Annotated in this window: 12 protein-coding genes; 7 read left to right on the plus strand and 5 right to left on the minus strand. The window is 59.9% G+C overall.

All coding sequences use genetic code 11. The features are described from left to right. Positions 1–3 precede the first annotated feature (3 nt). Positions 4–396 (minus strand): hypothetical protein, encoded by a 393-nt coding sequence (locus BFP95_RS29800; protein ID WP_175405795.1) that lies wholly within the window; start codon positions 394–396, stop codon positions 4–6. Positions 397–647: 251 nt separating this feature from the next. On the opposite strand from BFP95_RS29800, the gene BFP95_RS30050 reads away from it, so the two are divergent. Both BFP95_RS30050 and BFP95_RS30055 read left to right on the plus strand, forming a co-directional pair. Next, a complete protein-coding gene (locus BFP95_RS30050; protein WP_256534226.1) occupies positions 648–1,751 on the plus strand; it encodes an NAD(P)-dependent oxidoreductase in 1,104 nt (367 codons plus the stop codon). Positions 1,752–1,793: 42 nt separating this feature from the next. Then, positions 1,794–2,726: a hypothetical protein gene (locus tag BFP95_RS30055; protein ID WP_256534228.1), complete on the plus strand. Its 933-nt coding sequence runs from the start codon at positions 1,794–1,796 to the stop codon at positions 2,724–2,726. A gap of 77 nt (positions 2,727–2,803) precedes the next feature. Here the strand turns inward: BFP95_RS30055 and BFP95_RS15120 are convergent, their stop codons facing one another. The 4 genes from BFP95_RS15120 to speB are packed head-to-tail and all read right to left on the minus strand — an operon-like array spanning position 2,804 to position 7,176. Beyond that, positions 2,804–4,183, minus strand: a complete 1,380-nt coding sequence (locus BFP95_RS15120) for a sodium:solute symporter (protein WP_065891097.1) — start codon at positions 4,181–4,183, stop codon at positions 2,804–2,806. Positions 4,184–4,207: 24 nt separating this feature from the next. Further along, positions 4,208–5,782 (minus strand): purine-cytosine permease family protein, encoded by a 1,575-nt coding sequence (locus BFP95_RS15125; RefSeq protein ID WP_065910383.1) that lies wholly within the window; start codon positions 5,780–5,782, stop codon positions 4,208–4,210. A 21-nt stretch (positions 5,783–5,803) separates the two neighbouring features. After that, on the minus strand, positions 5,804–6,226 hold the full coding sequence (locus BFP95_RS15130) for a YybH family protein (RefSeq protein WP_065891095.1): 423 nt from the start codon (positions 6,224–6,226) through the stop codon (positions 5,804–5,806). Further along, a complete protein-coding gene (gene speB / locus BFP95_RS15135) occupies positions 6,226–7,176 on the minus strand; it encodes an agmatinase (protein WP_049712093.1) in 951 nt (316 codons plus the stop codon). Before speB ends, BFP95_RS15130 begins: the two co-directional genes overlap by 1 nt. 163 nt (positions 7,177–7,339) lie before the next feature. On the opposite strand from speB, the gene BFP95_RS15140 reads away from it, so the two are divergent. The 5 genes from BFP95_RS15140 (at position 7,340) to relA (ending at position 13,679) form a co-directional block, all read left to right on the plus strand. Further along, positions 7,340–8,233: a LysR family transcriptional regulator gene (locus tag BFP95_RS15140; protein ID WP_049712094.1), complete on the plus strand. Its 894-nt coding sequence runs from the start codon at positions 7,340–7,342 to the stop codon at positions 8,231–8,233. A gap of 7 nt (positions 8,234–8,240) precedes the next feature. Beyond that, the gene (locus tag BFP95_RS15145; RefSeq protein ID WP_065873800.1) at positions 8,241–8,846 is read left to right on the plus strand and encodes a tRNA-uridine aminocarboxypropyltransferase; all 606 of its coding nucleotides are present in this window, start codon (positions 8,241–8,243) and stop codon (positions 8,844–8,846) included. 214 nt (positions 8,847–9,060) lie between these two features. Further along, entirely contained in the window at positions 9,061–9,963 is a 903-nt protein-coding gene (cysM, locus tag BFP95_RS15150; protein ID WP_065873799.1) for a cysteine synthase CysM, read from the plus strand. Beyond that, positions 9,963–11,315 (plus strand): 23S rRNA (uracil(1939)-C(5))-methyltransferase RlmD, encoded by a 1,353-nt coding sequence (gene rlmD, locus BFP95_RS15155; RefSeq protein WP_065881198.1) that lies wholly within the window; start codon positions 9,963–9,965, stop codon positions 11,313–11,315. Before cysM ends, rlmD begins: the two co-directional genes overlap by 1 nt. 120 nt (positions 11,316–11,435) lie before the next feature. Then, positions 11,436–13,679 carry a GTP diphosphokinase gene (relA, locus tag BFP95_RS15160; RefSeq protein ID WP_049712098.1) on the plus strand — a complete coding sequence of 748 codons (2,244 nt, stop codon included), beginning with the start codon at positions 11,436–11,438 and terminating at the stop codon, positions 13,677–13,679. Positions 13,680–13,681 lie beyond the last annotated feature (2 nt).

Genomic DNA, 13,681 nt, shown 5'->3' on the forward strand with positions numbered 1-13,681 from the left:
ATGTTACTCGCCGGATGCGCGTCCACCCCGCGTGATGTTGAGGCTATCTCCATCGCGGGCTTCCATTCCGAAGAACCTGAGCGTTGCCGTCCCAGTGACGTTGCGCTGGATGAGCGGCAGGTAGCGGCCTTTTTCAAGCAGGCTGAACTTATTGATGGTCGTACGCTGCACGATGAGTATGACTGGGCGCCTTGTTACCTGGAGGGCACGCTGAAATATCAAGGCAAGGCATGCATTTGGCGGGTGAGGGCAGGCGCTACGGGGGAGATTGAGTGCCCGGCAACTGCGCAGTACTTTGGCTGCAAGGACTGCGGTGATGTGTTTGAAGGCGCCAAAAAATAGCGACGGGTTGAAAAGATAGAAGTGATATCTGAAGTCGTATCCGCTCTTGTTCACGGGATTTCGGGTGACTAGCCCGATTTCACGCATGTCAATCAGGTTTTGGCACTCATTTGTCGGAATTGGACTGCATGATTGTCAGAATCGGCTGGCTTATTTAATTATAAAGACACGCGTAGGTTGGGTTCCATTAGGGACCAAGGCAACTAGTCTCGGATAAAAACTAAGCGCATTTTCATCGCGCCCTAACTTTATTGAGTGCCTCGCTCTGAGGTACCAGTAAGTCAGAATTGGTTGGAGACAAAGCTATGTTGCTCTCTTCGGTTCCGCCCGTCGCTGCGTCACTCATTGCCATAACTGAAAACATTTTACATATCGCGCCTGTGTCGAGAGCCTGGAAGGCTGAGGCCCCCAGCAACGTAGTTTTTCTTCCCCCAACGTTAACTAAGCAAGCTCTGCTCATACAGATTGGGCTCCTGCGCCCATCAACGATAATTGTCGGCGACCAATCTATCGATGCAGACGTCATTGACCAATGGCGTATATCTCATCCTTTTGAAGACCTCTATCTGATCCGAAGAGGTACGAGTTTGGATAAAGTGCGGCTGGACCTGTGTAAATCTAACAGTATTCGGGTGATCAATACGCCTGGGGTCAATGCGCCGCATGTGGCTGCCTATATCACGCATTGGTTGAAACTGGCCGACGGCTCCTTACCCCATGATGTCCGTATATTGGGATACGGCAATGTAGGCAAAGAGCTGGTCAAGTTGTTGCTTGATCGAGATCCGGATGTTCGGATAAAGGTGTTGGTTCGACACTGTCGAGCGCCAGATAATAATGGGACAGCCTTTTCCGATAACCGGGTGACTTTTGTCGCAGACTGGTTCGAGGCGTTAGAGGGTGCCTCTGCTGTTGCCATATGTTTATCACTGAATGATGAGTCTACGTATCGCATTGATCAGGCCCTCATTGAATGTATGCACAAACAAGCTCGCCTGGTCTGTGTCGCCAAACCGGATGTCTTTAGCGATGATGCATTGCGAATGTTGGCGGCGGCTGGAGGCATCCAGCTTGTCGTCGATTACGGACCTACGACATTGGATGTGTTTCGGATGCGTACCCAAATGCTCGGCTGTAGTGTCTCCACGTGGCGTAAACCGGCGACGCTCACTGCACGGGCGGCAACCACCGAAGCCTGCCATTGCGACCTTGACTATGCGGTCGCAGTCCAACTGAGCTTAATGGCGTTGCGGGGTGTTGTCAGGCGCAAGCTTGCACAATCGTTAATGATCCCCTCTCAACACACACATGTCGGTGCGCCGCGCGTGTCGATCATCGGTAGAGGAATCAACGGTCTGCTCCAAGCCATGATGTTACGCCTGGCGAATTATCAGGTCGTCGTATACTGAGGAAATCGCGAGAGCAATGGAGCCAGTCATAAGCAGGTGAACATGCGCCATCTTTCCGCAACGGAGACAACTGCAAAGCCGCTGCATAATGACCATCTGACTCCCGGGAATCAGTGCTTTGCTGTTGCGTGCAACCGCGCAGGCATTGAGCTCTTTGAAAAGCTTCTGGCCGACAACCCATCGCTTGCACAATTCGCACAGGCGGGGATTGTACGAGCCTATAGGGTGGGTGCGAGTGGTGTAGAGGCCGCGATTCTTGAGCAGCGTGATATTGAAAGCAGGCGTTGGCCAAGTGGGAAGCCGGGATATGAACTCGCAGAGATCAGTCAACTGCAATTCCAGGCAAACTATGCAATCCTAGGGATTGGTCGGGCTATTGAGGTATCGGGCTACGATGTTGAGTTCATCCATTTAAAGAATGAGCTAGAGGCGCTTCTGCAGTGCTCTGGCGTTCAGTTTCAGCCCCAGCATCTGAGTCCGGCCCAAATTACTGAGCTGAGCAGAGAGCACTTCGTCATCACAGCCATGGGGGTGGAGGAGTCAGAGGTAATCGCGATCATTGGCTGGTTTTTCAAACTGCGTGCTGTCGGTGATGAAGGCGTCGAAGTGCGCGGACTCAAGCTGCAGTACGATCTGCCCGTCGGCGTCATGAATTGCCGGTTGGATGGGGATTGCATACTTGTCTCCGGCGGGCAGGTTCCGCCTGATTCGACGTCGGAATGCAAGGAGCAGATATTGGCGGCGTGCCTGGCCGCTGTTTCTCGGCACTTTCCGATGTCCTACCGCAGGGCGATCGAAAGTGGCGACTTGCATATTATCGAATGTGCCAGGCCTTGCACCGCAGATGGACTGTCGATCGTTTATTGGTCGGCCTATCATCGAATCGCGGCTGGGGGAACTTACGCGGCGGGCACAACGCAGGGATTGGTATGGGCTTCTTTAGTTCAGGAAATCATCCAGCAAACTAACACTTGAGCGTTGAGTGATAAAAAAACGGGTGCGACATCCGACGTCGCACCCGCTGAAGAAACCGCTTTAAAGCTCGTTCTGCATCAAACCGCCGTTGCCACCGCCTCCGGCTTACGCGACAACAAACTCACCACGACAAAACTCACCAGCCCAACCGCCAGGCTGTAGTAAATCGGCGTGTTCGCATCCAGCCCATCCTTGAACATAAACACCAGTGCCGTCACAAAACCCAAGGTCATGGAGGTAATCGCCCCCGACGTGGTCGCGCGTTTCCAGAAGATCGCGCCAATCAGCGGAACCAGCATACCGCCCACCAGCAGGTTGTAAGCCAGGGTCAGTGCGCTGATCACGTCGTTCACCACCAGTGCGATCCCCAGCACGGCAATACCGGTCAGCATCGTGAACAAACGGTTGATCGCCAGGCTCGACTGTTTACCACCACGCAGGCGCGGCAGCAGGTCTTCGGTCAGGACGGTGGAGGCGGCCAACAAACCGGCGCTGGCCGTTGACATCATCGCCGCGAGAGCCGCGGCAATCACCAGGCCGCGAATCCCGTCGGGCAGCGATGCTTTCACGATCGCCGCGAAGGCGTTGTTGACGTTATCCAGGTCCGGAATCAGCACATGCGCCGCCATGCCGATCAGTGCACAGGCCAGGCCGTAGAGGATGCAGTAGAAACCGGCGAAAGTGCCTGCGTACTTGGCGACTTTTTCGTCACGGGCGGTGAATACCCGTTGCCAAATGTCTTGGCCGATCAGGATGCCGAAGAAGTAGATCATGAAGTAGGTGATGATCGTGTCCCAGCCGATGGCGATAAAGCTGAAGCTCGACGCCGGCAGCTTGGCCACCAGCTCGTCCCAGCCGCCCACGCGGTACAGGCAGATCGGCAGCAGGATAAACATCAGGCCAACGGTCTTGATCACGAATTGCACGATATCGGTCAGCGTCAGCGACCACATGCCACCGATGGTCGAATACACCACCACCACGCCACCGCCGAGCAGCACCGAGATCCAGAACGGCAGGCCGAACAGCACTTGCAACACCGTGCCGATGGCCAGGATCGAGGTCACGCCGATCATCAGCGCATACGCCAGCATGATCACCGCACTGGCCTGGCGGGCCATGGGGTTGTAGCGCTTTTCCAAGACCTGGGTGACGGTGAAGATCTTCAGCTTGAGCAGCGGCTTGGCGAGGAACAGGTTCAGCGCGATGATGCCCATGCCCAGCGCGGCACACAGCCAGAAGCCGGAGATGCCATGCACATAACCCAGGCGCACGGTGCCGACGGTCGATGCGCCGCCCAGTACTGTGGCCGCCATGGTGCCCATGTACAGCGACGGGCCCAGGTTGCGCCCGGCCACCAGGTAGTCTTCATGGGTCTTGGCGCGACGCATGCCGTAATAGCCGAGCACGAGCATGCCGGCGGCGTAGATGAGTACGACGAATAAATCCAAAGCCATGACGGCGAGTCTCCAATTATCTTTTTATTGTGGTGAAGGTGCTTGCTGTGGCGAGGGAGCTTGTTGTGGCGAGGGAGCTTGCTCCCGCTGGGCTGCGAAGCGGCCCCACCTTCGCTGTCGAACGGGAGCAAGCTCTCTCGCCACAACGGTCGGGCCGTAGACAGCCGTCGGTTCCGGAAACGCACGCAGCAAGGTCAGGTACACCACCGACGCCAACCCCAGCGTGACCGGCAGGCTGATATCAATGCCATCGGCCAGGTTGCCCAGCGGACCGACAAACTGCCCCGGCAGGTTGACAAAGCACAGGCCCACCAGCGCACTCGGAATCCACGCCCCCAGCCCGCGCCAGTTCCACCCATGGCTGAACCAGTAGCGGCCGCCGGTTTCGCCGCGCGTAAATACCTGCAGGTCATCCGGGCAGTAGAAGCCGCGACGCACAATCAGCCCGATGATCATCATCACCATCCATGGGGTGGTGCAGGTGATGATCAGCACGGCGAAGGTCGACACGCTCTGCACCAGGTTGGCGGCGAAACGTCCGATAAAGATGAAGGCAATCGACATCACCCCGATCAGCAGCGTGGCCTTGACCCGCGACAACAAGCGCGGAAACACGCTGGACATGTCCAGCCCGGTGCCATACAGCGAGGTGGTGCCGGTGGACATGCCGCCGATCACCGCGATCAAACACACCGGTAGGAAGAACCAGGTGGGCGCCACCGCCAGCAAACCGCCGACATAGTTATTCGCCGCGATGTAGTCCGGCGCCTTGATCGCCACGATGGTCGCGGTGGCCAGGCCGAACAGGAACGGGATCAAGGTGGCAATCTGCGCGAGGACCACCGCCAGCATGATGCGCATTTTCGACGTCTCACGCGGGATGTAGCGGGACCAGTCACCGAGGAACGCGCCGAAGGAAATCGGGTTGCTCATGGCTACCAGCGCGGCGCCGATAAAGGCCGCCCAGAAACCGGTCTGTCCCATCGCTACGGTGCCTGCAAAATGGCGGTCGAAAGCCGGGGCAAAGGCGAAGATCCCCAGCAGGAACAGCAGGCTCGCCGCCCACACCGCAATGCGGTTGACCCACAACATGAAACGAAAGCCGTAAATGCACACCGTCAGGACGAGAATGGCGAACACGCCGTAGGCCAGGCCCAGGCTCAGGTCGGTTTCCGGCAGGCCGATCAGACGTTTCGCACCCCCCACCAGCGCATCGCCCGAACTCCACACCGACAGTGAGAAGAAGGCAATCGCGGTAAGGAGCGAGAGAAACGAGCCGACAATCCGCCCGTGCACGCCGAAGTGCGCACCGGAAGACACCGCATTGTTGGTGCCATTGATCGGCCCGAACAGGCCCATGGGCGCCAGGATCAGCGCACCCACCAGCACGCCCAGCACAATCGCCCAGACGCCGGCCTGGAATGACAAACCGAACAGCACGGGGAAAGAGCCCAGCACAGCGGTGGCAAAGGTATTGGCTCCGCCGAAGATCAGCCGGAACAGATCCTTGGGTGTGGCGGTGCGTTCGTGGTCCGGGATCTGCTCGACCCCGTTGGTTTCTATCTTGCGAATACTTTTATCGTTGTTTTTATTATTCATGATCAGCTCCGATCACATTGGCTAAGGGGGCGGCAGCCCTTCCGGCATAGCGGACAAATGTTCGTGACAGGCCAGCCACAGGCCTTGTTTTTGTTGTGTGCCAGACCCTTGCCGTTTAAAGACAATGGTCTCGCGCTCCTGGCTAAAGAATTGCTCCCCTTGCATGCGCAGCTCGGTGGCCACGTCATGCATGAATATCGCCACGTCGCCTTGCAGGCTGACAAAGGCATTGCTCGAGGTGCACGACAGCACCTCGAAGCCCTCGTCCCGGCGCCAGCTGTCCCACAACACCTGATAGGCATCGCGACTGAGCAGCGGCTGGGGGAGGGTGTAGAACACAAAGCTGGCATCGGCCGTGAATGCCCCGAAGTAGGCGTCGCGGTCGTTGCGCGCGAACGCCGCCACCAGCTCGGCGGCGGCTTGCAGCACGTCGTGCGTGCTCATCAGCGGTGCGCCACGCCTGGCAGTACGCAGAGCATTTCGTACAACAGGTTGGCGCCCAGCAGTGAGGTGTTACCGGTGGTGTCGTAGGGCGGCGAAACTTCTACCAGGTCGCAACCAATCAGGTCGAGGCCCTGGCAGCCACGGATGATCTCGATGGCCTGGATGGTGGTCAGCCCGCCGATTTCCGGGGTGCCAGTGCCTGGCGCCCAGGCCGGGTCGATGCCGTCGATATCGAAGCTCAGGTACACCGGGCCACCGCCGACTTTTTCACGCACTTCGGCCATCAACGGCGCGAGGGAGTGGTGCCAGCATTCTTCGGCCTGGACCACGCGGAAACCTTGCTTGCGGCTCCAGTTGAAATCTTCGGCGGTGTAGCCCTGCGCACGCAGGCCGATCTGTACCACACGGTCGCAATCGAGCAGGCCTTCTTCCACGGCGCGGCGGAAGGTGGTGCCGTGGGCGATTTTCTCGCCGAACATATGGTCGTTGACGTCGGCGTGGGCATCGATGTGCACCAGCCCGACCTTGCCGTGTTTTTTATGGATCGCCCGCAGGATCGGCAGGGTGATGGTGTGGTCGCCACCCAGCGTCATCGGGATCACGCCGTGCTCGAGGATCTCGTCATAGGCTTCTTCGATGATGCGCACGGCGTCGAGCAGGTTGAAGGTGTTGATCGCCACGTCGCCGATGTCGGCAACCGACAGCGAATCAAACGGGGCGGCGCCGGTGGCCATGTTGTACGGGCGGATCATCACCGATTCGGCGCGGATTTCACGCGGCCCGAAACGGGTGCCGGCACGCAGCGAGGTGCCGATGTCCAGCGGCACGCCGACAAAAGCGGCGTCCAGGCCCTTGGCCGATTGCAGGTGGGGAAGACGCATCATGGTGGCGATGCCGGCAAAGCGCGGCATTTCGTTGCCGCCCAGTGGTTGGTGAAAAATCTTGTCCACGGGAGTGCCTCATCGTTGTTTTGTTTATTAGGGGCCGATTCTGCGAAATCCCTGGAAACGAAAGAATCGCCAGGGGCAAATACTTAGTTCAGATTTTTCTAAACTAATGGCTGAGGTAGACTCGGTTCAAATGTAGGATTTTGTGTGTGCCTTCGGAGACCCCATGGCCAATGCTCTGCCCGACCTGAAACTCTTGCGCATCTTCGTCAGCGTCGTGCGGCACCAGGGGTTCGCCAATGCCCAGCACGAACTCAACCTGTCGACGTCGGCCATCAGCACCTACATGAGCCAGTTGGAATCGGCGCTGGGGCTGGTGTTGTGCCATCGCGGCCGGGGCGGCTTCAGCCTGACCAGCAAGGGCGAGTTGTTTCATCAGGAAACCCTGCGCCTGCTCGGTGAGTTGGAAGGGTTCGAACAATACGCGGCGGCGTTGAAGGGCGAACTGCGCGGTACCCTCAAGCTCGGCGTGCTCGACTCCACCGTCAGCGACAAAGCCCTGCCGTTCGCCGAAGTCATCGGCGCCTACAGCCAGGAACACCCGGCGGTGCACCTGCATTTGTCGGTGATGAGCCCTTACGAATTGCAATTGGGCGTGCAGGACAATCGCCTGGACCTGGCCATCGGTGCTTTCTCCAACCGCATGAGCGGGCTGATCTACATGCCGCTGTATCGCGAGCAGCATTGGTTGTATTGCAGCACCCGGCATCCTTTATTCAATGAACGGCGTATCCCCGAGCAAGTCATCACCCAACAACGCATGGTCGGTCGTGGCTATTGGAGCCAGGCCGAACTGGCGCGCCACGGTTTCAAGCACAGCGCCGCGACCGTGGAAAGTATGGAAGCGCAGTTGATCCTGGTGCTGTCCGGTGCCTATATCGGCTATTTGCCCGAGCACTACGCCCAGGCCTGGGCCGACAAGGGCGACCTGCGCGTGCTGCTGCCGGCGACCTTCGGCTACCAGGCGCCGTTCTCGATGATCATGCGCCGCGGCCGCAGCCGTGAACCACTGATCCAGACCTTCCGCGACTTGCTCAAAGCCCAGCTCAACCAGGCCTGAAACCCATATGTCCAGACCCCAATGCTCCCGCTGCTTGCGGCCTACCCCCCACTGCCTGTGCGCGCTGATCCCCAGCCTCGACAGCCGCACCCGCGTATTGCTATTGCAGCACCCGAGTGAGGTCAACCATGCGCTGAATACTGCGCGTTTAGCGGCGTTGGGGTTGAACAATGCGCAATTGGTGGTGGGGGAGGTGTTTGATGACTTGCCTACCTTGCTGAATCCGCCCGGCTACCAAGCGCGACTATTGTTTCCTGCTGACGATGCTCAGTTGCTGCAAGGCTATGCACCCAGCGATCAACCGCTGTTGCTAGTGGTCCCCGACGGCACCTGGCGCAAGGCGCGCAAACTGCTGCACCTCAATCCATTGTTGGCGGCGTTGCCCCGGGTAACGTTGGCCGAGGGTGCCGTTTCCCGCTATCGGCTGCGCAAGGCGCCAGGGCCGGGTGCCTTGTCCACCGTGGAAGCCATCGTGCAGGCATTGCAAGTGCTGGAGGCACCCACCTCATTCGAGCCGTTGCTCAAGCCCTTCGACGCCTTGATCGAAGGCCAGATTGCGGCGATGGGGGACGCGGTTTTTCAGCGAAACCATGGCGACGGTCGGCATGGCTAGCAGGCTGACCGATGCGCGGCCATCGCAGCCAAGCGAGCTCCCACAGAAGCGCGCATTTCAAGTGTGGGAGCGGGCATGCCCGCGATAGCATCCTCCCAGGCAACACATTCTGTGCTTATGCCTTTAAGCCATAAGCACCGCACTTTGCGTGATATGGCCCGCCGGCCTTTCCCGGTATGATGTCCGCCCCCGCAGTCTGGATTGCGAATACGCCATGACCTTGCAGTACCCTACAATCGCCGATTGCGTCGGCAACACGCCCCTGGTCCGCTTGCAACGCATGGCGGGCGAAACCAGCAATACCTTGTTGCTCAAGCTCGAAGGCAACAACCCGGCCGGCTCCGTCAAGGACCGTCCGGCGTTGTCGATGATCACCCGCGCCGAGTTGCGCGGGCAGATCAAGCCGGGCGACACCCTGATCGAAGCCACCTCGGGTAACACCGGGATCGCCCTGGCCATGGCCGCCGCGATCAAGGGTTACAAGATGGTGCTGATCATGCCCGACAACGGCAGCGCCGAGCGCAAGGCGGCGATGACCGCCTATGGCGCCGAGCTGGTGCTGGTGACCCAGGAAGAAGGCATGGAAGGCGCGCGCGATCTCGCTGAACGCATGGCCGCCGAAGGCCGTGGCCAGGTGCTGGACCAGTTCGCCAACGGCGACAACCCCGAGGCGCACTACACCACAACCGGCCCGGAAATCTGGCGCCAGACCGGGGGCACCATCACCCATTTCGTCAGTTCGATGGGGACCACCGGCACCATCATGGGCAATTCGCGCTACCTCAAGGAGCAGAACCCCGAGATCCAGATTATCGGCCTGCAACCGATGGAAGGCTCTGCTATCCCGGGCATCCGCCGTTGGCCCGAAGAGTATCTGCCGAAGATCTACAACGCGACCCGCGTGGACCGCATCATCGACATGGCCCAGCGTGAAGCCGAAGACACCACCCGCCGCCTGGCCCGTGAAGAAGGCATCTTCTGCGGTGTGTCCTCCGGTGGCGCTGTGGCCGGTATGTTGCGCTTGTCCAAAGAAGTGGAAAACGCGGTGATCGTCGCGATCATCTGTGACCGAGGCGACCGTTACCTGTCGACCGGCATCTTCGACGAACCCAACTGATGGCCAAGCACGAGAGGGGGCTGCGCTTCCAACCGACGGGCGGCAGCCGAGCCCCGCAGATCCCCGTGGGCAAGAAACAACGCCTGACCATCGAGCGCCTGGCCAATGACGGGCGCGGCATCGTGTTCTTTGAGGGCCGCACCTGGTTTGTGAATGGTGCGCTGGCCGGCGAAGAAGTCGAAGCACGGGTACTGGGCGCCCACGGCAAGATCGTCGAAGCGCGCACCGAACGTGTGTTCACCGCCAGCGAACTGCGTCGCCCAGCACCGTGCGCGCACGTTGGCCGCTGCGGCGGTTGCAGCGTGCAGCACTTGCCCCATGCCGAACAACTTGCCCTGAAACAGCGCATGCTCGCCGAGCAACTGTCCCGTGTGGCGGGTGTCGAACCGCAAGAGTGGGCTGCACCTTTGAGTGGCCCGGAATTCGGCTACCGGCGCCGCGCCCGCGTGGCCGTGCGTTGGGATGCCAAGGCGAAGCGTCTAGAAGTCGGTTTCCGCGCCGTGGCCAGTCAAGAAATCGTCGCCATCGATGATTGCCCGGTGCTGGTACAGGCCTTGCAGCCGATCATGCAGCGCTTGCCGAACATGTTGCGCCGGCTGAGCAAACCTCAGGCCCTGGGGCATGTGGAGTTGTTCAGCGGTACGTCCATCGCGGTATTGCTGCGGCACATGGCGCCGTTGTCGGACGCGGACCTGCTGATCCTCAAAGAATTCTGCAGTTTCCATGAAGCCCAATTGTGGCTGCATGGCGAGGGCCAGCCGGAACCGGTCGAAGCTGATTCGGTGTTGGGGTTTCGATTGGAACAATGGGACCTGGAGTTGGCCTACCGGCCAGGTGACTTCGTGCAGGTCAACGCCGGGGTCAACGCGGCGATGGTCGCCCAGGCCCTGGAATGGCTGGCGCCACACCCCGACGAGCGGGTGCTGGATCTGTTTTGTGGCCTGGGCAACTTTGCCCTGCCACTGGCGCGCCAGGTGCGTGAAGTGGTGGCGGTGGAAGGTGTGCAGGCCATGGTAGAGCGGGCTGCCGCCAATGCCGTCAGCAACGATTTGCATAATGCGCAGTTTTTTCAGGCCGATTTGTCCCAGCCTTTGACTGACGCGGAATGGGCCAAACAGGGCTTTTCTGCGGTACTCTTGGACCCACCGCGCGATGGTGCCCTGGAGGTTGTGCGCAAGCTTGCGACCCTCAAGGCCAAGCGTCTGGTGTATGTGTCCTGCAACCCAGCCACGCTGGCGCGGGACACGGTTGAGTTGGTCAAGCAAGGCTACCGGCTAAAACGTGCCGGGATCCTCGATATGTTTCCGCAAACCGCGCATGTCGAGGCCATGGCGTTATTTGAAGCGGGCTAGGATGCCCGTTTAATCCGACTGGCCTGCATTCTTCAGGGCCGTGAACTGCCAGGGAGCTTGCAGCAAAGGTCGGGATGATTTTTGGCGCACCCAAGGTGCGTCGTAGGGAAGGTAAGCAAGATGGTACAGGTGAGAGCACACCAGCCGATCAACACCGACGGCAGTATCAATCTCGAGGCATGGCTGGATCATGCCATCAGTGTCGACCCGGCACTGGACCGTGAAGCCTTGAAAGCAGCCTGCGAGTTCGCTCGTGAGTCTGAGCAGCAAGACAATGCGGCCAAGAACCTGTGGGCCGAAGGCACGTCAAGCTTTCGCACCGGGTTGGAAATCGCCGAGATCCTCGCCGATCTCAAGCTGGACCAGGATTCGCTGATCGCCGCCGTGCTGTATCGCGGCGTGCGGGAAGGGCACATTCAGTTGGCGACCGTTGGCCAGCGTTTCGGCTCGGTAGTGGCCAAGCTGATCGACGGCGTGCTGCGCATGGCCGCGATCAGCGCCAGCCTCAGCCCGCGTCAGTCCCTGGTGCTGGGCACTCAGGGCCAGGTCGAAAACCTGCGCAAGATGTTGGTGGCAATGGTCGACGACGTACGCGTCGCGCTGATCAAGCTGGCCGAGCGTACCTGCGCGATCCGTGCGGTAAAAACCGCCGACGACGAGAAGCGTAACCGCGTCGCCCGCGAAGTCTTCGATATCTACGCGCCGTTGGCGCACCGCCTGGGTATCGGCCATATCAAGTGGGAGCTGGAGGACTTGTCCTTCCGCTACCTCGAACCCGATCAATACAAACAGATTGCCACGTTGCTGCACGAGCGGCGGCTCGACCGTGAGCGTTTTATCGCCGACGTGATGAACCAGTTGCGCTCCGAGTTGCAGGCCACCGGTGTCGAAGCCGACATCAGCGGCCGCGCCAAACACATCTATTCCATCTGGCGCAAAATGCAGCGCAAAGGCCTGGCTTTCAGCCAGATCTACGATGTGCGAGCCGTGCGTGTGCTGGTGCCGGAAATGCGCGACTGCTACACCGCGCTGGGTATCGTCCACACGCTGTGGCGGCACATCCCCAAGGAGTTTGACGACTACATCGCCAACCCCAAGGAAAACGGCTACCGCTCGCTGCACACCGCCGTGATAGGCCCCGAGGGCAAGGTACTGGAAGTGCAGATCCGCACCCATGCCATGCACGAAGAGGCCGAGCTGGGGGTTTGTGCGCACTGGCGCTACAAGGGCACGGACGTCAAGGCCGGGTCCAACCAGTACGAAGAGAAAATCTCCTGGCTGCGCCAAGTGCTGGAATGGCACGAAGAACTCGGTGACATCGGCGGCCTGGCCGAGCAGTTGCGGGTGGATATCGAACCGGACCGGGTCTATATCTTTACCCCCGACGGCCACGCCATCGATTTGCCGAAGGGCGCCACGCCGCTGGATTTCGCCTACCGCGTACACACTGAGATCGGCCACAACTGCCGGGGCGCGAAGATCAACGGGCGCATCGTGCCGCTCAACTACAGCCTGCAGACCGGTGAGCAGGTCGAGATCATCACCAGCAAGCACGGTACGCCGAGCCGCGACTGGCTGAACCCGAACCTGGGCTACATCACCACGTCGCGGGCGCGGGCGAAGATCGTCCATTGGTTCAAGTTGCAGGCGCGTGACCAGAACGTCGCCGCCGGTAAAACCTTGCTTGAACGCGAACTGGCACGCCTGGGCCTGCCGCAGGTGGACTTCGACAAGCTGGCCGAAAAAGCCAACATGAAGATTGCCGAAGACATGTTCGCCGCCCTCGGTGCTGGCGATTTGCGCCTGGCGCAACTCGTCAACCTGGCGCAGCAACTGGTCGAACCGGAACGCGGCAGCGAACAGCTGGAGCTGATCCCACGCAAAGCCACCGGCTACAAGCCTGGCAAGCGTGGCGATATCCAGATCCAGGGCGTGGGCAACCTGATGACGCAAATCGCCGGTTGCTGCCAGCCATTGCCGGGGGATGCCATTGTCGGCTATATCACCCAGGGCCGTGGCGTTAGCATTCACCGTCAGGATTGCGCCTCGGTGCTGCAATTGGGCGGGCGTGAGCCGGAGCGGATCATCCAGGTCAGTTGGGGCCCGGTGCCGGTGCTGACCTACCCGGTGGATATCATCATTCGCGCCTACGACCGTTCCGGTTTGCTGCGTGACGTGTCGCAAGTGCTGCTCAATGAGCGGATCAACGTGCTGGCGGTCAACACCCGCTCGAACAAAGAGGACAACACCGCGTTGATGTCCCTGACCATCGAGATTCCGGGGTTGGACGCACTGGGGCGGTTGCTGGGGCGGATTTCCCAGTTGCCGAATATCATCGAGACGCGGCGTAATCGCACGCCATGAAC

It is taken from the genome of Pseudomonas sp. 58 R 12 (assembly GCF_900005865.1).
Classification (GTDB): Bacteria; Pseudomonadota; Gammaproteobacteria; order Pseudomonadales; family Pseudomonadaceae; genus Aquipseudomonas; species Aquipseudomonas tritici.

Excerpts from the sequence above, each read along its gene's own strand:
- BFP95_RS15120 (WP_065891097.1), bottom strand. The coding sequence starts at position 4,183 with ATGGCTTTGGATTTATTCGTCGTACTCATCTACGCCGCCGGCATGCTC.
- BFP95_RS30055 (WP_256534228.1), top strand. The coding sequence starts at position 1,794 with ATGCGCCATCTTTCCGCAACGGAGACAACTGCAAAGCCGCTGCATAAT.
- BFP95_RS15125 (WP_065910383.1), bottom strand. The coding sequence starts at position 5,782 with ATGAATAATAAAAACAACGATAAAAGTATTCGCAAGATAGAAACCAAC.
- rlmD (WP_065881198.1), top strand. The coding sequence starts at position 9,963 with ATGGCCAAGCACGAGAGGGGGCTGCGCTTCCAACCGACGGGCGGCAGC.
- BFP95_RS15130 (WP_065891095.1), bottom strand. The coding sequence starts at position 6,226 with ATGAGCACGCACGACGTGCTGCAAGCCGCCGCCGAGCTGGTGGCGGCG.
- cysM (WP_065873799.1), top strand. The coding sequence starts at position 9,061 with ATGACCTTGCAGTACCCTACAATCGCCGATTGCGTCGGCAACACGCCC.
- BFP95_RS15140 (WP_049712094.1), top strand. The coding sequence starts at position 7,340 with ATGGCCAATGCTCTGCCCGACCTGAAACTCTTGCGCATCTTCGTCAGC.
- relA (WP_049712098.1), top strand. The coding sequence starts at position 11,436 with ATGGTACAGGTGAGAGCACACCAGCCGATCAACACCGACGGCAGTATC.
- BFP95_RS30050 (WP_256534226.1), top strand. The coding sequence starts at position 648 with ATGTTGCTCTCTTCGGTTCCGCCCGTCGCTGCGTCACTCATTGCCATA.
- BFP95_RS15145 (WP_065873800.1), top strand. The coding sequence starts at position 8,241 with ATGTCCAGACCCCAATGCTCCCGCTGCTTGCGGCCTACCCCCCACTGC.